The organism is Massilia genomosp. 1, assembly GCF_011682185.1.
Lineage (GTDB): Bacteria > Pseudomonadota > Gammaproteobacteria > Burkholderiales > Burkholderiaceae_D > Telluria_A > Telluria_A rubra.
Genome location: NZ_WHJF01000019.1, coordinates 1 through 18,592, shown reverse-complemented (window position 1 = coordinate 18,592; position 18,592 = coordinate 1). Strand labels below are relative to the sequence as shown.

Here is an 18,592-nt window from a genome sequence, read left to right as displayed (position 1 = left end):
TGCACTAGTCGCAAATTTTGCTGAAAACACGAAAACGGTAGGTCGACTGCACGATGGCGACCGCACCGCCATTACCCGTGGCCCGCGCCGTCACTTTGGCGATGCCGGGCGAACATGGCGTATTCGAATTGATATACACGGGCGCCTTGATCAATTCAATGATGTAACGTGGTTGCACGGTCAGCTTGCCGACGTGATCGACGTCGTTGACGAAGCTCGATGTCACCTTGTCATTCTTCCAGTCGACGGTGGCGGAATTCTCGGTTTCCACCTGGTTGCGGCACAATGCGTTTGCGCATCCCGCAGTGAACTGGGTGCTGTCGAACGGGTCGAACGGGGCGCGGTTGAACACCGTTTCTTCGGCAAAGCGCAGCATCGTTTCGGCCGCTTCGCGCGCCACTTGCTGGTCGCGCGAGTTGCGCGCCAGGCGTTCTTCGAGCGTGCCGCCACGCACCAGCGCGAGCACGAACATGGTCAGCACCACCAGGAAAATCAGGCCGCTGACGAGCACCGCGCCTTGTTGGGACGCGCGGTAGCGCGCAATCGTATTCGTTCTCATCAATTCCACCTTGTCTGATTACGCACCATGAACGTGGTCGTGACCACGCTGCGCAGGCGGCCATCGGCAATGGCCACTGCGCCGCCGTTGAAGTTGATCGATTGGGTACCGCCGACCACGCCTTTGGTGGACGGGCCGCGCACCAGCAGGCTGATCCGTACCGCCGAAACCTGGCGGTACTCCGCCGCGGTCGGACTGTCGACGTAAGCGTTGACGACTTCGCCGCCGCTACCGATGCCGTAGGAAACCTGCATGTTTTCGACATTCTCGGCCACCACCACGCCGGTTTTGGTGTCGACCGCTTGATTGTCCGTGGCGAAACACTTGAGCTGGGTCTCCACCACACGGAACTGGTAGACCACCTGCGCCGTGTTCAGGCCGGGCGCGCCGGTGCCGGGGTCATTCGGATTATTCGACGCCACCGTCGCGCCTTCGCAGTTCGCTTCCGATCCGGTGCGCAGCCCGGTCGCCGAGGTCGCCGTCCAGGCCGGATCATGCCGCACGATCAGGATATCCGACCCCGCCGTCGCGGCGGCGCCGCCGCCATCCAACCCACCGAGCGGGCCGGGCTGGAGCGGCACGTCCACGTTCAGCTTGTAGCCGGCCTGGCGCAAGGCCCGCCCCATCACATCGGTTGCATTGCGCGCCGACTCATTCATGCGCACGCCATCGCTCTGGGCCACGGACATCTGCTTGCTGCCGATGAACAGGTAGCCCACCCCGCCCAGCAACACCAGGCCCAAGGTCATGGCGACCAGCACCTCGATCAGGCCAAAACCGCCGGCGCCGGCGTGCGGCGTCCTGGGCGGCGCGAAGGGAATAGGACCGCTCATAATTGCGTCTCCACGGAAATTGATTGGGCCGCCGGGCCGTTCGTCGTGGCGTCGGCCTTGACGCGCGAATCGTCCCATTGCACAACGATGACGAACTTGCGGGTAGCGGGGGTGTAGCTTACCGAACCGACGCCTTTCGGTATCGCCTGCGCCGCCGCCGCGCGCCACTGGGCCAGGTCGACCGAGGCCACACTGGTGTCGACCGGCGCATTGGCGCCGATGGCAAGTGCATACGGCGACACGCCGCCGACCAGGGTCTCGGCCGTCGTGCGGTTGGCGCGCATGCGGTCGATGATGTCGTTGACCAGCACCGTGGCCTGGCCGCGGGCCTGGGAGCTCTGGTTGTTTTTCAGGTTGGTCAGGATAATGCCGGCGATGCCGAGCAGCCCCACACTCATGACCAACATCGTGACCAAAATTTCAATCAGCGAAAATCCTTGCTGGCGCTTCATCGTTTTCTCCTTGCTTAGTCTGAACATGCAGTTGCTCCATTAACAATCTTGACGCCGACCCAACCTGTGCCGGGCCGGAACTCGAGAACGCGGCGCTTGGCATTGATCGAGGATTGGCAGGAATACACCGAGCCGTCCTGCCCGGCATTGGCGGCGGTGCGGGTCTGGCCGGTGCCGTTGTATGAAATGAAATCGGCCACGTCGCCTTTCGCCGTCAGCACGGCCTTGCCGGGCACCCCGCGCTGCACGCGCAGCAGCAGGTCGTCGCCGTCCATGCTGCCGACAGTGCCGCCATCGACGAAAACCAGCCAGCCGGCGTGCCAGTCGCCAGCCGTGCCGCCGCCGCAGGCGGCGCCGTCGGCGCTGCGGCACATGCTGACCCGGGTGTTGCGCTTGACCGCCTCGGAACGGGTATAGTTGACCGCCGCCAGCATTTGTTCGGCCTGCGCCGACACCGCCGAATCATCGACAAAATCTTTCATGAGCGGCAAGCCGACGGCGGTGGCGACACCGACGATGACGACGGTGATGAGCAACTCGGCCATCGTGAAACCGCGTGCGCGTCGTGGCGCGGGGAGCCGGGCAAGGCCCGCGCCGCGCACACTGGCATGAAACGCCGGATAGGTCATGGATGAACTTTCAAAAGGTTGGGAGCGGACAGGCTCCTTGGATATTGCTTATTATAAATACCCAACCTTGCAGTTCCCTGAGGAAAGGCTGACAAAAGCCTGACAAATGCACGTAAACTGATGTTTTTTTGCTAAATCAGCGGAAAATGCACGCTCATCAGGGTGCCCTTCCCGCCGGGGCCGGCGGCAACATCGATACGCGCCTTGTGGGCCAGCGCGATGTCGCGCACGATCGCCAGGCCCAGGCCGCTGCCTTCGGTCTTGTCGTCGAGCCGCACATAGCGCTGGAACACGCGACCGCGCAGGTGCGGCGCGATGCCGGGCCCGGAGTCTTCCACCTGCAGCACGGCCACGCCGTCCTCGGTAAAGCAGCGCACCGTGACGGTGCCGGCGCGCGGCGTGTAGCGCACCGCGTTGTCGATCAGGTTATCGATCAGGTCGCGCAGCAAAAAGCTGTTGCCGGGTACGATGGCGCGCTTGAGTTCGAAGCCGATATCGATCCGCTTCTTGCCGGCCTCGTCGACGAAATACTGGATCACCTGCTCGACCAGGACGGCCAGGTCCACCCGTTCGAGCCGGGTTTTCTCGAAGCGCGACGGTTCGGCCCGGGCCAGCGCCAGCAACTGGTTGGTCTGGCGGATCATGCGCTCGTTCGAGAGCAGCATCAGGCGCACCGAATGGACGGTCTCGGGCTCGCCCGGGTAGCGCGCCGCCAGCCATTCGAGCTGCAGCTTGATGCCGGCCAGCGGGGTGCGCAGCTGGTGCGCGACATCGGCCAGGAAATCGTGCTGGGCCTTGGCGCCGGAACGCACCTTGTCGAGCAGTTCATTGAAGGCGGCCGTGACCGGGGTCAACTCGAGCGGCACCCCGGCATGCTCGATCGCGGCCAGCTCGGTCGCGTCGCGCTGCAGCAGGTTGGCGCGCATGCGCGCCAGCGGTTGCAGCCCGTTGGTCACCGAAATCCAGATCAGGCCGACCAGGGCCAGGGTGAACAGGGTTTCCAGCAAGACCAGGGCGCGCAAGGTGGCCGAGCGTACCTGCAGGCGCTTGCGCATGGTTTTCGCCACCCCGATGTGGACCGCGCGCGCGCCCTTGCCGGCAACCCGGCTCGACACCCGCACCTCCTCGCCGCGCATGACGTCGTCGTAGGCGCGGCTGGACGGCGCGGCCAGCCGCGGAAAATCGACATCGCCGGCAATCACCTTGCCGTCGTGGGTGCGCACGATGAAGTACAGGGCGTCGACATCGTCGGCGCGCAAGACTTGCTCGGCCTGGGTCGGCAAGTCGATGCCCGGCTGGCCGGGGCCGCCGTACAGGCGCGCCGCCAGCGCCCCGCCGGCGTCAGCCAGGCTCTGGTCGAAAGCCAGCTGGGCCGGAATCCAGGCCAGCATGTAGGTCAGCGCCGCGCCCGCCAGGTTGATGAGCAGGATCGGGACGATCAGCCATCGCAGCAGGCGCACCCGGATGCTGGTCATACATCCTGCTCGAGCATGTAACCGAAGCCGCGGATGGTGCGGATGCTGATGCCGGCGTCGGCGATCTTGATGCGCAGGCGCGAAATGTAGACCTCGACCGCGTTCAGGCTGACATCTTCCCCCCACGGCAGGATGGCGTCGATGATCTGCTGCTTCGATACCACGCGGGCGCTGTGCTGCAACAGGTATTCGAGCACGGCCCATTCGCGCACCGACAGCTCCACCGGGCGCCCTTCGATATGGGCGCGCTTGGACGAGGTGTCGAGCGTCAGGCGGCCCAGCGACAGGCTGACCGGCTTGGGCGTATTGCGGCGCGCCAGGGCCTTGATGCGCGCCACCAGTTCGGCGGTGGCGAAGGGCTTGACCAGGTAATCGTCGGCGCCCAGCTCCAGGCCGCGCACGCGGTCCTCGATGGCGTCGCGCGCGGTCAGCAGCAACACCGGCACCGCGCTGCCGCGCGCGCGCAGGCGCCGCACCACCTCGAAACCGTCGATGCCGGGCAGGCCGATGTCGAGCACCACCACCGCCACCTCGGCGCGCTGCAGCACCTGGTCGGCCTGGGTGCCGCTGCCGACCACGTCGACCACCATCGCGTGTCCCTGCAGCAGGCGGGTCAGGCCGTCGGCCAGCACGGCATCGTCTTCGACCAGTAGTACGTGCATGCCGGGGCTTTCAGTAAGTTGCGATATTCATATTATGGGGCATGGCGGGGGCAGCTTCCAAGGATTGGCACCCCTCGAAAACGTGGTTTTGTGCATCTTCTGTGCGTTTCCCCACCTTAAAGCATGAGCAAAATGACAATTTTTCGCATTTTTCCCCAGTAGGACTGGGATTACAAGAATTTATGCATTGAACCTACATGGGGGCGACTGCCAGTCTTATGTTCGCCAACAGACGGAAGCTTTACTGTTCGTACATCGCGATTCGCTGCAAGTGAAAGTGAAGCGCCCTTGAAGTCCGTTTCAGATAGTGAGGAATAAAAATGAACAACACTCAACTTGGTACTACCGCCCAGAACACATCGCCGGTGGGCCAGATTCCTGCCAGCGCGCACGAGTCAAAAGTTGCAGCCCGCCCCGTTGTCAGCTTTAGCGGCACCCAGCAAAACGAATTGCTGGCCGCGCTTCCCCGCAAGGATCTCGAAACCCTGTTCGACCACCTGGAACTGGTCGCCCTGCCTTTCGGCAAAGAACTGTTTGAATACGGCAGCAAGCTCGAAAACGTTTACTTCCCGACCACGGCCATCGTGTCCCTGCTGTACGTGATGGAAGACGGCGCCACCACCGAGATCGCCGTGGTCGGCCATGAAGGCGTGGTCGGCATGTCGCTGTTCATGGGCGAACGCGCCATGTGCAGCGCCGTGGTCCAGAGCGCCGGCTACGGCTACCGCCTCAAGACCCAGTACCTGCGCGACGCCTTCAACCAGGGCGGCGCCCTGCCCCAGCTTCTGATGCGCTACACCAATGCGCTGTTCGCCCAGATGGCCCAGAACGCCGTCGGCGGCCGCCACAGCTCGATCGAACAAAAGCTGTGCCGCTGGCTGCTCGACCGCCTCGACCGTTCCGCATCGAACGAGCTGAAAGTGACCCAGGAACTGATTTCGATCATGCTCGGCGTGCGTCGCGAAAGCATTACCGCCGCGGCCGGAAAGTTGCAGGACGATGGCCTGATTCAATACCGTCGCGGCAACATCACCGTGATTGACCGCCAGGGCCTCGAAGCGTACGCCGGCGAGTGCTATAAGGTCGCAAAGACCGAATACGATCGCCTTCTGATGGATGTAGCCCGCTAGCGCCCATGACGGTCGATAGGAGGACTATCGGCCGTCATGGGACCTAAAAGGGAGCGGCGCCGCCTCGCCGCTGTCGGCCACGCGCGAGAGCGGAATGAAGGCTTCCACGCAGGTTCCCACGTTGTTTACGCCCCGCTTCACCCGCAAGCTTCCCCCCAGCAGCAAGGCGCGCTCGCGCATGCCCAGCAAGCCATGCGATTTCGGCTTGGCCACAGCGTCGGCGTCGATGCCGACCCCGTCATCGCTCACTTCCAGCGCCAGACCGCCCGCTTCGCGCCCCAGGTGGACGATCACGTGGCGCGCGCGCGCATACTTGGCGATATTGTTGAGCGACTCCTGGATGATCCGGAACGCCGCGATCGCATGCGTCGGGCCGGCGACATCGATATCGCCGTCGATCAGCGCTTCGCAGTCGAGCTTGGTGACCCGCCCGAATTCCTCGCAGTAACTTTGCACGGCGGCCGCCAGGCCCAGGTGGTCGAGCAGGCTGGGGCGCAGGTTGTCGACGATGCGGCGCTTCAGTTCGACCGTCTCGACCAGGGTGGCGCGCGCGCGGTCGAGCATCAACGCCAGCTCGGGCGCGCCGGCGCGCACGGTGTCGGCCACGGCGTTCAAGTCGATATTGATCGAGGTCAGGTTGGCCCCCAGTTCATCGTGCAGTTCGCGCGCCAGGCGCGCCTTTTCTTCTTCGCTCACGCTGATCAGGTGGCGCGAGAGCACCGACAATTGCTCGGTACGCAGCACCACCATCGATTCGAGCTTGTCGTTGGCGCTTTCCAGCGCGCGCTGGGTAGTCGCCCGGGCAACATAACTGCGCCGGATCAGGCGGTAGAACAAGGCCAGCACCAGGATCGCCATGGCGTTGATGCTGATGCCCAAAAACACGGCGTTCCGGTATTCGCGCGCAAACGTGGCGCTGCGGGCGGCCAGCAATTCGTTTTGCTCCTGCACCAAAATCACCACCTGCAGGCGGATTTCATCCATGTCGGACTTGCTGTCGGACGAACCGGCGATCTTGACGATGTCATCGAGCCCGCCCGCACGGTAGACGTCGAGCACCTGGTTCATGGTGTCGAGCTTGCGGTAGACCAGGGTATGCAGCTGGGCCAGGCTGCGGCGCTGGGACGGGGTCTCGGCCAGCAGTCGGTCGAGCTCGGCGAACTGGGCGTCGATCTCGGACGAGGCCGTACGCAGCGGCCCCAGGTAGACTTCGGAGCCGGACAGGAAGTAGCCGCGCAAGCTGCTTTCGGCATCCATGATCAGCACATTGACGTACTGGACCTTGTCGATCACCTTGGCGGTCTGGCCCTGGATGTCGTTGGCGCCCTTGAGCTGGCCGAGGTTGTGGAACAGGCTCACGCCATTGATGATGAGGATCAGCACGCACGTCAGGCACAGCACGGTCTTATACAAGGGCAAGCCGGTGGTGACCGCTGGTTCGGTGGAAAAATACATCCTGGGAATCCTTTTGCGCACTGCAGAGCCGGGCAGAAACAAATTATAGACCGGGAAAAGCCGTGCCGCAGCCAAGCTGGACTGTAGGAGAGAGGGACGCGCCGGCGCGGCAGGCCGCGCGGCGGGCAAAACAGGCGTCAGGCGCGGCCGGCGCGCCCGCAAGATCAGTCGAGCAGGTTGTTCTTCATGGCGTAATAGGTCAGGTCGCTGTTCGACTGCAAGCCCATTTTTTCCATGATCCGGGTGCGGTAGGTCGACACCGTCTTGATCGAGAGGGACAGCGCCACGCCGATGTCGGACACGGTCGCGCCCTTGGCCAGGCGCAGGAACACCTGGAACTCGCGGTCCGACAACTCGGTATGCAGCGCCGTGTTGGGATCGCGGTCGAAGCTCTGGGCCAGCAGTTCGCCCACCGTGGAGCTGACGTAGCGGCGGCCCTGGAACACGGTGCGTACCGCGGTCTTGAGCTCGTCGGCTTCGCATTCCTTGTTGAGGTAGCCGTTGGCGCCCATCTTGAACAGGTTCAGCGCATATTGCTGCGCCGGATAGCCGGACAGGATCAGCACCGGCAGGTTCGGCTGCCCCTGGCGGATGGTGCGCAGGATGTCGATCCCGCTCTGGTCCGGCATGGCGATATCGAGCAGCAGCACGTCGCAGATTTCGCGGCGCGCGATGTCCAGGGCTTCGCGCCCGGTGGCCCCTTCGGCCACGACATCGAAGTCGGGTGACGAAGAAAAGATCTGTTTGAAACCTGCACGTACTATCTGGTGATCGTCACATATGGCAACGCGTATCATTGTCTTCCCTTAAATTATCCTTGCATAGGAAAGAGCCGAGGCGAACCGCGCGCCCGGCACTGCGCATGCGTTAGTATTCTAGCACTCTGGCTGTTCAGTACAAACACGTATGACGCTCCGCGCGGCCCGGCCCGCCCGGATGGACCGCAAAAAACAGGGGGCACGAGGCCCCCTGCAATCTGCCACGGGAGCTCGCCGCCGTCCTAGCTTGCGCCCTTGAGCACGGCCAGGATGGCCAGCAGTTCGCTGCGGATCAGGGCGCGGTCGATCTCGGGCGGCGCCGCCGTCTCTTGGTCAGGGGCGGCATCGTCCTCGGGCGGCGCCAGCAGCGCGCCGATGCGGCTATCGAGTTTATTGCGCGCCCCACTGATCGTAAAGCCTTGTTCGTACAACAGTTCGCGGATACGACGGATCAGCAACACCTCGTGGTGCTGGTAATAGCGGCGGTTTCCACGTCGTTTGACCGGTTTAAGCTGGGTAAATTCCTGCTCCCAGTAGCGAAGTACGTGCGGTTTGACGCCGCACAACTCACTGACCTCGCCGATCGTGAAATAGCGCTTGGCCGGGATGGCCGGCAACACGATCAGGTCGGACTTGCTCGCACGATCATTCATGGGTCACTTCAGGCGGCGCGCGCCATCGGGCTGGTTTCTTCAACCATGCCTTTGAGCTTCTGGCTGGCGTGAAAGGTCACGACGCGGCGCGCCGTGATGGGAATTTCTTCGCCAGTCTTGGGATTGCGGCCAGGGCGCTGGGGCTTGTCGCGCAGCTGGAAGTTGCCGAAGCCCGACAACTTCACCGCCTCGCCACGCTCGAGCGCGTTCCTGATCTCGTCGAAGAAGGTCTCGACCATGTCCTTGGCTTCGCGCTTGTTCAGGCCGACCTGCTCGAACAGCAGTTCGGCCAGCTCGGCCTTGGTCAGGGTCGGCAGATTCTTCGCCGCGTCCTGGCGAACCCTGGCGTCCTGCATCGCGCGGTGCAGGTCGGCCGCCAGCGCCGACTGGAGTACGGCGGAATCAACGTCGTTGTTATTAATTTTACAGCCCTGCCTCGTGTCGTTACTGCTGGTGGGATCGGTTATGAACGCAGCTTCGCGTCATGTTTCTGCTCGGCCGACGCAGCCAGCGCCTTCATGACGCCTTCGACCACATCGTCCTGCAGGGTGGTTTGAGTATCTTGCAAGCTAAAGCGGAAAGCAAGGCTTTTTTCGTCAGCCTCCAATCCTTTTCCGCGATATTCATCAAACAAAACAATGGCTTGCACAATCTTTCCTGCCGGATTTACCTGCAATTCCGCAGTGAAAGCGTCCAGCAGGTCCTGCGCCGCCAGCGTGTTTTTCACGACAAAGGCCAGGTCGCGCGTGGCGCCGGGGAATTTCGAAATCTCTTCATATTTTGGCACGGATCGTTGCTGCAACGCAATGGCATCCACTTCGAAAAGGACCGGGGCCTGCGGCAAATCGTACTTTTGCAGCCAGCGCGGGTGCAATTCGCCGATGAAGCCGATTTCCTGGCCGTCCAGTTCGATCACCGCCGAGCGTCCCGGATGCAGGGCCGGGTGGCTGGTCTTGACGAAACGCAAGGTGCGCGGCGCGAACAGGGCTTCCACATCGGCCTTGACATCGAAATAATCGACCGCTACCGACTTGACCGACCATTGTTCGTCCAGCGCCGGGCCGTAGGCAATGGCGGCGACGCGCTTGGGCTGCTCGAAACCGGCGATCGACAACGGACCGTCCAGCGCTTGCGCGTTGCGGCGGAAGATGGCGCCCACTTCGAAGGCGCGCACCCTGCCCGCTTTGCGGTTCAGGTTGTAGCGCACGTTGGCGACCAAGGAACCGATCAGGGAGGAACGCATCACGTTCATCTGGCTGGCGATCGGGTTGACCAGCTTGATCTGGTCCTTGTTGTCGGCGAAGTCGGTTTCCCACGCGGAATCGACGAAACTCATGTTGACCACTTCCTGGTAACCGAGGTCGGCCAACTGGTGGCGCACCGCGAACAGCGAGCGGGTGTTTTCCGGGGCGATGATCATCTGGCTGGCGGCCACCGGCGGCAAGGCTGGAATGTTCTCGAAGCCGTACACGCGCGCCACTTCCTCGATCAGGTCTTCCTCGATTTCGATATCGAAACGGTAGGTCGGCGCGGTCACCGAAAACACGCCCGGCTCCTGCGTGAACGGCAAGCCCAGGCGGGTGAAAATGTCGGCCACCATGGCGTCCGTGATCGGCACGCCGATCACCTTTTGCGCGCGCGCGGTGCGCAGGGTGACCGCTTTCGGCAGCGGCACGTTGACGATCTGGTCGTCGATCGGGCTGACCACGGTATCCTGGGTGCCGCAGATTTCCACGATCAGGGCGCTGATGCGCTCGATGTGCTCGACGGTGGTGGCGAAATCGACGCCGCGCTCGAAGCGGTGCGCCGCATCGGTCGAAAAGTTAAAACGGCGCGCGCGCCCCTGGATCGCGTTCGGCCACCAGAACGCCGCTTCCAGGTAAATATGCGTGGTCTCGAGCGAGACCGAGGTGGAATCGCCGCCCATGATGCCGGCCAGCGATTCGATTTCCTGCTCATCGGCGATCACGCCGATCCAGTCGTCGACTTCCACGGTGTTGCCGTTCAACAGCTTGAGCGACTCGCCCTTTTTGCCCCAGCGCACGTCCAGCGAACCATGGATCTTGTCCATGTCGAACACGTGCGATGGACGGCCCAGCTCCAGCATGACGTAATTGGAAATATCGACCAGGGCCGACAGCGGACGCTGGCCGCTGCGCTCGAGGCGCTGGCGGATCCAGTCCGGCGTGGCGGCCTTGGCGTTCAGGCCGCGGATGATCCTCCCGCTAAAGCGGCCGCACAGGTCCGGCGCGCTGATCTTGACGGGCAGGATTTCGCTGCCGTTGACCGCGACCTGTCGCGTTTGCGGCAAGACCAGGGGGGTGCCGGTCAGGGCCGACACTTCACGCGCCACGCCCAGCACCGACAGGCAGTCCGCCTTGTTCGGCGTCAACTTGATGGTGAACTTGAGGTCGTTCAGCGCGAGGTAGTCGCGGATATTCTGGCCGACCGGCGCATCTTCCGGCAACTCCATCAGCCCGCTCGTTTCCTCGGACAGTTTGAGTTCCTTGGCCGAGCACATCATGCCCTGCGATTCCACGCCGCGCAGTTCGCCGACCTTGATCACGAAAGGCTTGCCGTCCGCGCCCGGCGGCAGGATTGCGCCGGCCATGGCGCAGATGGCCTTCATGCCGGCGCGCACGTTGGGCGCGCCGCACACGATAGTGAGCAAGGTGCCGGTGCCGACATTGACCTTGCACACGTTCAGGCGGTCCGCGTTCGGGTGCTTGGCCACTTCCAGCACTTCGGCCACGACCACGTTCGAGAATGGCGGCGCGACCGCGTCGACTTCTTCCACTTCCAGGCCGGACATGGTCAGCAGGTGAGCCAATTCATCCGAAGTCATCTTCGGATCGACCATGGTACGGAGCCAATTTTCGGAAAATTGCATAATCAGTACACCTTGAATTAGTTAAATTGCTTCAGGAAGCGCAGGTCGCCTTCGTAGAACAGGCGCAGGTCGTTGATCCCGTAACGCAGCATCGTCAGGCGCTCGAGGCCGGAGCCGAACGCGAAGCCGATGAATTTTTCCGGGTCGAGCCCGAAATTGCGCACCACCGTCGGGTGTACCTGGCCGGCGCCCGACACTTCCAGCCAGCGCCCTTTGAGCGGGCCGCTGCCGAAGGCGATGTCGATCTCGGCCGACGGTTCGGTGAACGGGAAGTACGAGGGACGGAAGCGTACCTGCAGGTCGTCGGTCTCGAAGAAGGCCTTGACGAAATTCAGGTACACGCCCTTGAGGTCGGCGAACGAAATGTCTTCGGCGATCCACAGGCCTTCGACCTGGTGGAACATCGGCGAGTGGGTCGCATCGCTGTCGACCCGGTAGGTGCGGCCGGGCGCGATCACCTTGATCGGCGGCGTGTGGGTGCGCGCGTAGCGCACCTGCATCGGGCTGGTGTGGGTGCGCAGCAGCAAGGGTTTACCGGTGCTGTCATTGCCTTCGATGTAGAAGGTGTCCTGCATCGAACGGGCCGGGTGGTTTTCCGGGCTGTTGAGCGCCGTGAAATTGGTCCAGTCGTTTTCGATTTCCGGGCCATCGGCCACGTCGAAACCGATCGAGCGGAAGATTTCCTCGACCCGTTCCCAGGTACGCATCACCGGGTGGATGCCGCCCTTGGCGCGGCCACGGCCCGGCAGGGTGATGTCGATCGCTTCGGCGTTCAGGCGCTCTTCGAGCTGGGCGTTGGCCAGCGCGTCGCGCCGTGCGCCAAGCGCCGCTTCGATCCGGACCTTGGCGGCGTTGATCAGCGCGCCCTGGGTCTTTTTCTGTTCCGGGTCGAGCTTGCCCAAGCCCTTCATTTGCTCGGTAATCTGGCCAGTCTTGCCAAGGTACTTGGCTTTGGCGTTTTCCAGTGCGGCAGCATCTTCGGCGGCGATAAAGTCAGCCTGTGCCGAGACGACGAGTTCTTCCAGGGAGTTCATGCGATGTTTTTTTCCTGTTGAGCGGGACTGGCGCACGCGCCACAATCAAAAACGGGGCACAGGTTTGAACCTCTGCCCCGCTCTTTGCGCGCCACCCGGGGGCGGCGCTTGCATCGATCATTGCTTACGCAGCGATCTTGGCTTTCACTGCTGCGACAATCGCGGCGAAGGCCGGCTTGTCCATCACAGCCATATCGGCCAGGACTTTACGGTCCAGTTCGATAGATGCTTTTTTCAGGCCGTTCATGAATACGCTGTACGTTACGCCATGCTCACGGGAAGCGGCGTTGATACGGGCGATCCACAGGCGGCGGAATACGCGTTTCTTGTTGCGGCGATCGCGGTAAGCGTATTGGCCAGCGCGCATGACTGCTTGCTTGGCAACACGGTATACTCGGCTGCGGCGACCACGGTAGCCTTTAGCTTGTACAAGAATTTTCTTATGACGGGCACGAGCTGTAACCCCACGTTTTACTCTAGGCATAGTAACTCCTTAATGTGAGTGGTGAGATTAAGCCGACGGCATCATACGCATGACGGACTTGACATCCGCTGCATCGACGTTCGTGATTCCGCGCAGTTGGCGCTTGCTCTTGGTGGTTTTCTTGGTCAGGATGTGACGTTTGAAAGCGTGACCCGATTTAACGGTTCCACCTGGACGCACGCGAAAACGCTTCTTCGCGGAGCTTTTGGTCTTCATTTTAGGCATAGCAGTTCTGTCCTTGTCGGACAGCTCCATTATAGGATTGCAGGTGGCAACGCTGTGCTGCACTTAGATGCCTGCTTTCACATTGTCTTCCGCCAGTGAAGGAGGAAGCCGGAGATCATAACACAGAAGTTGGGTGCGAATGCAAGCTTATTGGGGGAAAGTTGCCTTGGACACACCCGCAGCCAAGCGCATTTCCTCAGTTGCCGGCGTAAAAACCGTCGTCCCCGCGCAGGCGGGGACCCAAGTTTGCTCCGTAGCCTGGCCCCTGAGCGACGATCTTGGATCCCCGCCTGCACGGGGATGACGGCGCCGGGGATAGCCGATGGCAAGCCCACAAAACAAAGCGCCCCTGGCACTTGCGTGGCGGGGCGCTTCTTTGCACAAGCTGCCTGGGCAGCCCGTTCTTTGCTTACTTCTTCTTCTTCGGCGAGAGGATCATGATCATCTGACGACCTTCCATCTTCGGGAACTGCTCGACCTGGCCATACGGCTCAAGATCGGCCTTCAAACGTTCCAGCATGCGGAAGCCGATGTCCTGGTGAGCCATCTCACGACCGCGGAAACGCAGCGTGATCTTGGTTTTGTCACCCTCATCGAGGAACTTCATCAGGTTTTTCAGCTTGATATTGTAATCGCCATCATCGGTACCCGGACGGAATTTGACTTCCTTCACGAGGATGATCTTTTGCTTCAATTTGGCTTCGTGCGCCTTCTTCTGCTCCGAATATTTGAACTTGCCGTAGTCCATCAGACGGCATACCGGTGGTTGCGCGGTCGGCGCAATTTCCACCAGATCTACGTTCGCTTCTTCGGCCAGACGAAAAGCCTCAGCCAGGCTCACAATGCCAAGCGGCTCGTTTTCCACCCCGGATAAACGCATTTCGGGGGCGGTGATTTCGCCATTGATGCGATGCGACTTGTCAGTAGCTATGTTGTTTCCTTTTAAAATCTGATGAATTAGCCGCGTCGAGATTTAACTCGTCAAGCTTTGGAATCGACCTCGTGTTTGAGGCGCTCCACCAGGGCATCGAGGGACATGACTCCCAAGTCGACATTGCCACGAGCTCGCACGGCCACAGTGTTGGCATCCCGTTCTTTGTCACCGATCACGAGGATGTACGGTACTTTTTGGACGGAATGTTCACGTATTTTAAACGTAATTTTCTCGTTGCGCAAATCAGCGTGAACGCGGTACCCGAGTTTGCGCAACTTCGTTGCGACTTCCTGGGTGTAGTCGGCTTGCGCATCGGAAATATTGAGCACCGACACTTGCACTGGCGACAACCAGAGCGGCATCGCGCCGGCATAGTTTTCGATCAGGATGCCGATGAAGCGCTCGAGCGAACCGACGATCGCGCGGTGCAGCATGACCGGCACCTTCTTGGTGTTGTCCGGGGCGGTGTACTCGGCGCCCAGGCGGCCCGGCATCGACGGGTCGATCTGCACCGTGCCGACCTGCCATGCGCGGCCCAGGCTGTCTTTGAGGTGGTATTCGATCTTGGGGCCGTAGAACGCGCCCTCGCCCGGCAGCTCGGTCCATTCCACCTTGCAGGCACGCAGCGCGCTGCGCAGCGCTTCCTCGGCGATGTCCCAGCTTTCCTCGCTGCCGATACGGCTGTCCGGGCGCAGGGCCAGCTTGACGTCGATATTCTCGAAGCCGAAGGCGGTGTAGACTTCCATCGCCTGCGCGTGGAAGGCGGCGACTTCGCCCGGAATCTGCTCGTCGGTACAGAAAATGTGGCCGTCATCCTGGGTAAAGCCGCGCACCCGCATCATGCCGTGCAGCGCGCCGGACGGCTCGTTGCGGTGGCACTGGCCGAATTCGCCGTAGCGCAGCGGCAGGTCGCGGTAGCTCTTCATGCCGGAATTGAAAATCTGGATGTGGCCAGGGCAATTCATCGGTTTCAGGGCGTACGAGCGGTTTTCCGACTCGGTGACGAACATGTTTTCGCGATAATTGTCCCAGTGACCCGTCTTTTCCCACAGGCCGCGATCGAGGATCTGCGGCGCCTTCACTTCCTGGTAGCCATTGACCTGATACACATTGCGCATGTATTGCTCAACCTGTTGCCAGATGGTCCAGCCCTTCGGATGCCAGAAGATCAAGCCCGGCGCTTCATCCTGGAAGTGGAAGAAGTCGAGCGCCTTGCCCAGCTTGCGGTGGTCGCGCTTTTCCGCTTCTTCCAGGTTGTGCAGGTACAGTTCCTGGTCTTCCTTCTTGAGCCAGGCGGTGCCGTAGATACGCTGCAGCATTTCATTCTTGGAGTCGCCGCGCCAGTAGGCGCCCGCCACCTTCATCAGCTTGAATACTTTCAGCTTGCCCGTGTTGGGCACGTGCGGGCCGCGGCACAGGTCGGTAAAACCGCCTTCGGCGTACAGCGACACGTCTTCACCGGCGGGAATCGAGGCAATGATTTCGGCCTTGTAGGCTTCGCCGATGGACTTGAAGTAAGCCACCGCCTCGTCGCGCGGCAACACGGTGCGCGTGACTTTTTCATCTTTCTTGACCAGTTCGGCCATCTTCTTTTCGATCGCGATCAGGTCTTCCGGCGTGAACGGGCGCTTGTAGGCGAAATCGTAGAAGAAACCATTCTCGATCACCGGGCCGATGGTGACCTGGGCTTCCGGATACAGTTCCTTGACCGCGTAGGCCAGCAAGTGGGCGGTGGAGTGACGGATCACGTCCAGGCCTTCGGGATCTTTATCGGTGATGATGGCCAGATCGGCGTTTTGCCCGATCAGGAAGGAGGTGTCGACGACCTTGCCGTCGACTTTGCCGGCCAGCGCCGCTTTGGCCAGGCCTGTACCGATGCTCGCTGCAACCTGGGCTACGGTGACTGGGCCATCAAACTGGCGCTCTGAACCATCGGGAAGGCGGACTGAAACCATGCTGTTCTCCTGAACGAAACTGATAGGGAATGACAAATAAAGTACAAACAAAGGGGTGCGCAAAAATGCGGACGAAAAAAAACGCGGACTAGCCGCGTTTTTCATTTTGAACAAGCAAAAGGAAGCACCTCGACTAGCGTCGCTGGAACAACTCCGTCGTAGTTCGCGGTGTCATAACCATGGTGCCTTTCTCTCTCTTACTCAGTACTGCATGTTCTGGTGGGCGGTGAGGAATTCGAATCCCCGACCCCTTGGATGTCGACCAAGTATTCTAACCAGCTGAACTAACCGCCCGAAGACCAGCATTATAGAGAGCCATTCCCCGAATGACAAGCGCTTTTTCAACACGATGTTCAAGCGCCTTGAAGTACCCCGCCTGACGGCAGGGAAATGCGCTGGCGTTTTCTATTACACTCCTGTCATGCACGCCAAACCCACCCCCTCCTCCGCCCATCTGCACGCCCACCACAAGGGCGACGCCAAACATACCCACGTCAGCGTCGGCCGCAGCGAGGGCGCGCTCGCCTTCGCCCTCTGCCTGACCCTGGCGTTCGCCGTGATCGAAGTGCTGACCGGCTTCCTCTCCAATTCGCTGGCCCTGATCTCCGACGCCGGCCACATGGTCACCGACGGCGCCGCGCTCGGCCTGGCCCTGCTGGCGCAACTGATCGCCAAGCGTCCTCCCTCGGCGCGCCACTCGTTCGGCTTCGGCCGCGCCGAAGCGCTGGCCGCCTTCGTCAACGCGCTCGCCATGCTGGCCGTGGTCGGCTGGATCGTGTTCGAAGCGCTGCACCGCTTCCGCAGCCCGCAGCAGGTCGAGGGCGGCGCCGTGTTCGTGGTCGCCGTGATCGGCCTGGCCGTCAACCTGCTGGTGGCATGGCTGCTCGCGCGCGACCAGGACAGCATCAACACCCGCGCCGCGCTGGTGCATGTGATGGGCGACATTCTCGGCTCGATCGCGGCGATTGCCGCCGGCGCCGTGATTTACTTCACCGGCTGGATGCCGATCGACCCGCTGCTGTCGCTGTTTGTATCGGTGTTGATATTACAGTCGACCATCGGCGTGCTGCGCGACTCCTACCATGCGCTGATGGAAGGCGTGCCGCACCAGATCGACTACCTGCAAGTGGGCGCCGACCTGGCCGCCGTGCCGGGCGTGCTGTCGGTGCATGACCTGCACGTGTGGGACATGTCGCCCGGCCAGCCAGCCCTGATCGGCCACCTGCGCATCGGCAACCTGCGCGACTGGCCGGAAGTGCTGGCCACGGTCAAGGAGATGCTGCTCGCCAAACACGGCATCGACCATGTGACCCTGCAGCCGGAATCGCACGACTAAGCAAGCGTGCAGAAATTATCGTGGTTGATAGCGAACAGAAGCGGATGCCTTGCAAGGCGCACGCCGCGCCGCAGTGCGAGTACTGCGGCGGTGAGCAACGCAGCAAGGCGCCGCTTATGGAAGCTGGAAATGACAAGAATTATGCGCACTTACTTAGCTGTCCGGCAAACTCCGGTGCGGTGGGTGGAGAGCGACACTTTGTACGTCACCCGCGCCTCTCGCGAGGCACCGCGACTAGCAAGGCGCCCTCCAATCCCAGCCAATATCAACGGCGCGGCCACGCCCACGTCAAGCCACGAACCGCTCTGGCCGGCTAGTAGGCCGGACTAGATGTCCCCGCGTTGTTCACTGCCGCTCATTGAGCGAATCGAGCAGGTCGACGTTGTTCCAGCAGGCATATTCTGCTGCGACGCGCGCCTTCGTAAAGCGAAGCTTTTAAAGTCGCAGCACAATTCCTACTTCGATAGCTTTCAGATGCGCAGGAACCGGTCGCCAGCATCGACTCATCAGATATTCAACAACCGAAGCTGCGCGCTGGTGCAATGAATACATCGAACGACATATTGCTTCTCGTAACACTCTTGGCCTGGCGCTTAGCCGGCATTACTGTTTTTAGCAACTCAGTCCACAAATGCAGTTTATAGCAGACCCCTGGTTGCATAACGAAATTGAACGTGCCGAGCCGTGCTCGCCCCTTAATTTCGCCATGAGAATTTATTAGAGAAAATTATGTCTAAAATTAAGGCTAGCTCAAGTTCAAGAGCACAAAAAACTCTAACTTTTGACGTTGTTTGTCCTCAGTTCTATTGGACATGCATACACCTGAATCCGTGCTCCGAAATTGACAGACACATTCCCATCCGCAAAGCGACTATTTTTTGCGGATTTTCTGCTGTGCTCGGGCCGTTGTCCAGCGCTGTTGCGCTCCAGGCTGCGCTTATCCGTCACGCTTGAAGTTAAATGGCAAGATTTCCGGCCAGTTTGGCTGCGTCAGCCCATGCGTTCTCCCTCCGGTGCGCCGGAATCATGAAGTTGCCCAGTCAATCGTATCGTTTTTCGCCGCTGGCCGATCATGCCGCGCCCAGACGTGAGAGTCGCGTTTGCAGGGCGCAGAAGATGTCGGCATGC

The 18,592-nt window shown here is 61.4% G+C and carries 18 protein-coding genes and 1 tRNA gene; 2 read left to right on the top strand and 17 right to left on the bottom strand.

All coding sequences use genetic code 11. The annotated features are described in order from the left end of the window. Positions 1 to 4: 4 nt before the first annotated feature. The 6 genes from F1735_RS09505 to F1735_RS09480 form a co-directional block, all read right to left on the bottom strand. Entirely contained in the window at positions 5 to 559 is a 555-nt protein-coding gene (locus F1735_RS09505; RefSeq protein WP_167236711.1) for a pilus assembly PilX family protein, read from the bottom strand. Beyond that, positions 559 to 1,392 (bottom strand): PilW family protein, encoded by an 834-nt coding sequence (locus tag F1735_RS09500; RefSeq protein ID WP_167236710.1) that lies wholly within the window; start codon positions 1,390 to 1,392, stop codon positions 559 to 561. Before F1735_RS09500 ends, F1735_RS09505 begins: the two co-directional genes overlap by 1 nt. Then, positions 1,389 to 1,844 carry a type IV pilus modification protein PilV gene (pilV, locus tag F1735_RS09495; RefSeq protein WP_167236709.1) on the bottom strand — a complete coding sequence of 152 codons (456 nt, stop codon included), beginning with the start codon at positions 1,842 to 1,844 and terminating at the stop codon, positions 1,389 to 1,391. Before pilV ends, F1735_RS09500 begins: the two co-directional genes overlap by 4 nt. Positions 1,845 to 1,858: 14 nt before the next feature. Further along, positions 1,859 to 2,473, bottom strand: a complete 615-nt coding sequence (locus F1735_RS09490; protein ID WP_167236708.1) for a GspH/FimT family pseudopilin — start codon at positions 2,471 to 2,473, stop codon at positions 1,859 to 1,861. A gap of 131 nt (positions 2,474 to 2,604) precedes the next feature. Beyond that, complete coding sequence (locus F1735_RS09485; protein WP_167236707.1) at positions 2,605 to 3,948, bottom strand: sensor histidine kinase; 1,344 nt, start codon at positions 3,946 to 3,948, stop codon at positions 2,605 to 2,607. Beyond that, the gene (locus F1735_RS09480) at positions 3,945 to 4,610 is read right to left on the bottom strand and encodes a response regulator transcription factor (protein ID WP_167227200.1); all 666 of its coding nucleotides are present in this window, start codon (positions 4,608 to 4,610) and stop codon (positions 3,945 to 3,947) included. Before F1735_RS09480 ends, F1735_RS09485 begins: the two co-directional genes overlap by 4 nt. Positions 4,611 to 4,930: 320 nt before the next feature. Between F1735_RS09480 and F1735_RS09475 the strand changes: the two genes are divergently transcribed. Further along, complete coding sequence (locus F1735_RS09475) at positions 4,931 to 5,740, top strand: Crp/Fnr family transcriptional regulator (protein ID WP_167236706.1); 810 nt, start codon at positions 4,931 to 4,933, stop codon at positions 5,738 to 5,740. 24 nt (positions 5,741 to 5,764) lie between these two features. On the opposite strand, the gene F1735_RS09470 is transcribed toward F1735_RS09475, so the two are convergent. The 11 genes from F1735_RS09470 to F1735_RS09420 all read right to left on the bottom strand — a co-directional run bounded on the left by F1735_RS09470 (position 5,765) and on the right by F1735_RS09420 (position 16,422). After that, a complete protein-coding gene (locus tag F1735_RS09470) occupies positions 5,765 to 7,195 on the bottom strand; it encodes a CHASE3 domain-containing protein (RefSeq protein ID WP_167236705.1) in 1,431 nt (476 codons plus the stop codon). A 164-nt stretch (positions 7,196 to 7,359) separates the two neighbouring features. After that, entirely contained in the window at positions 7,360 to 7,992 is a 633-nt protein-coding gene (locus F1735_RS09465) for a response regulator transcription factor (RefSeq protein ID WP_054262954.1), read from the bottom strand. 203 nt (positions 7,993 to 8,195) lie between these two features. After that, entirely contained in the window at positions 8,196 to 8,606 is a 411-nt protein-coding gene (locus F1735_RS09460) for a MerR family transcriptional regulator (RefSeq protein ID WP_167236704.1), read from the bottom strand. An 8-nt stretch (positions 8,607 to 8,614) separates the two neighbouring features. Further along, the gene (locus tag F1735_RS09455) at positions 8,615 to 8,962 is read right to left on the bottom strand and encodes an integration host factor subunit alpha (RefSeq protein ID WP_166879215.1); all 348 of its coding nucleotides are present in this window, start codon (positions 8,960 to 8,962) and stop codon (positions 8,615 to 8,617) included. 107 nt (positions 8,963 to 9,069) lie between these two features. Further along, positions 9,070 to 11,496 (bottom strand): phenylalanine--tRNA ligase subunit beta, encoded by a 2,427-nt coding sequence (gene pheT / locus F1735_RS09450; protein ID WP_167236703.1) that lies wholly within the window; start codon positions 11,494 to 11,496, stop codon positions 9,070 to 9,072. A gap of 17 nt (positions 11,497 to 11,513) precedes the next feature. Then, positions 11,514 to 12,530 (bottom strand): phenylalanine--tRNA ligase subunit alpha, encoded by a 1,017-nt coding sequence (gene pheS / locus F1735_RS09445; protein WP_167236702.1) that lies wholly within the window; start codon positions 12,528 to 12,530, stop codon positions 11,514 to 11,516. Positions 12,531 to 12,654: 124 nt separating this feature from the next. Further along, positions 12,655 to 13,014: a 50S ribosomal protein L20 gene (rplT, locus tag F1735_RS09440; protein WP_054262959.1), complete on the bottom strand. Its 360-nt coding sequence runs from the start codon at positions 13,012 to 13,014 to the stop codon at positions 12,655 to 12,657. A gap of 27 nt (positions 13,015 to 13,041) precedes the next feature. Further along, positions 13,042 to 13,239, bottom strand: a complete 198-nt coding sequence (rpmI, locus tag F1735_RS09435) for a 50S ribosomal protein L35 (protein ID WP_054262960.1) — start codon at positions 13,237 to 13,239, stop codon at positions 13,042 to 13,044. Between the two features lie 409 nt (positions 13,240 to 13,648). Continuing rightward, positions 13,649 to 14,188, bottom strand: coding sequence for a translation initiation factor IF-3 (gene infC / locus F1735_RS09430; RefSeq protein WP_099878062.1), 540 nt, complete (start codon positions 14,186 to 14,188; stop codon positions 13,649 to 13,651). Between the two features lie 32 nt (positions 14,189 to 14,220). Further along, positions 14,221 to 16,128 carry a threonine--tRNA ligase gene (gene thrS, locus F1735_RS09425; protein WP_167236701.1) on the bottom strand — a complete coding sequence of 636 codons (1,908 nt, stop codon included), beginning with the start codon at positions 16,126 to 16,128 and terminating at the stop codon, positions 14,221 to 14,223. A 217-nt stretch (positions 16,129 to 16,345) separates the two neighbouring features. Continuing rightward, positions 16,346 to 16,422: transfer RNA gene (locus tag F1735_RS09420), tRNA-Val, on the bottom strand. Positions 16,423 to 16,549: 127 nt separating this feature from the next. On the opposite strand from F1735_RS09420, the gene F1735_RS09415 reads away from it, so the two are divergent. Then, positions 16,550 to 17,464, top strand: a complete 915-nt coding sequence (locus F1735_RS09415; protein ID WP_167236700.1) for a cation diffusion facilitator family transporter — start codon at positions 16,550 to 16,552, stop codon at positions 17,462 to 17,464. The last annotated feature ends 1,128 nt before the right edge of the window (positions 17,465 to 18,592 follow it).

Coding starts and splice junctions, on each gene's coding strand:
- F1735_RS09415 (WP_167236700.1), top strand. CDS start 16,550: ATGCACGCCAAACCCACCCCCTCCTCCGCCCATCTGCACGCCCACCAC.
- F1735_RS09455 (WP_166879215.1), bottom strand. CDS start 8,962: ATGCAGGACGCCAGGGTTCGCCAGGACGCGGCGAAGAATCTGCCGACC.
- F1735_RS09465 (WP_054262954.1), bottom strand. CDS start 7,992: ATGATACGCGTTGCCATATGTGACGATCACCAGATAGTACGTGCAGGT.
- F1735_RS09500 (WP_167236710.1), bottom strand. CDS start 1,392: ATGAGCGGTCCTATTCCCTTCGCGCCGCCCAGGACGCCGCACGCCGGC.
- F1735_RS09470 (WP_167236705.1), bottom strand. CDS start 7,195: ATGTATTTTTCCACCGAACCAGCGGTCACCACCGGCTTGCCCTTGTAT.
- F1735_RS09490 (WP_167236708.1), bottom strand. CDS start 2,473: ATGACCTATCCGGCGTTTCATGCCAGTGTGCGCGGCGCGGGCCTTGCC.
- F1735_RS09480 (WP_167227200.1), bottom strand. CDS start 4,610: ATGCACGTACTACTGGTCGAAGACGATGCCGTGCTGGCCGACGGCCTG.
- F1735_RS09460 (WP_167236704.1), bottom strand. CDS start 8,606: ATGAATGATCGTGCGAGCAAGTCCGACCTGATCGTGTTGCCGGCCATC.
- thrS (WP_167236701.1), bottom strand. CDS start 16,128: ATGGTTTCAGTCCGCCTTCCCGATGGTTCAGAGCGCCAGTTTGATGGC.
- F1735_RS09485 (WP_167236707.1), bottom strand. CDS start 3,948: ATGACCAGCATCCGGGTGCGCCTGCTGCGATGGCTGATCGTCCCGATC.
- F1735_RS09475 (WP_167236706.1), top strand. CDS start 4,931: ATGAACAACACTCAACTTGGTACTACCGCCCAGAACACATCGCCGGTG.
- F1735_RS09505 (WP_167236711.1), bottom strand. CDS start 559: ATGAGAACGAATACGATTGCGCGCTACCGCGCGTCCCAACAAGGCGCG.
- pheS (WP_167236702.1), bottom strand. CDS start 12,530: ATGAACTCCCTGGAAGAACTCGTCGTCTCGGCACAGGCTGACTTTATC.
- pilV (WP_167236709.1), bottom strand. CDS start 1,844: ATGAAGCGCCAGCAAGGATTTTCGCTGATTGAAATTTTGGTCACGATG.
- rpmI (WP_054262960.1), bottom strand. CDS start 13,239: ATGCCTAAAATGAAGACCAAAAGCTCCGCGAAGAAGCGTTTTCGCGTG.
- pheT (WP_167236703.1), bottom strand. CDS start 11,496: ATGCAATTTTCCGAAAATTGGCTCCGTACCATGGTCGATCCGAAGATG.
- rplT (WP_054262959.1), bottom strand. CDS start 13,014: ATGCCTAGAGTAAAACGTGGGGTTACAGCTCGTGCCCGTCATAAGAAA.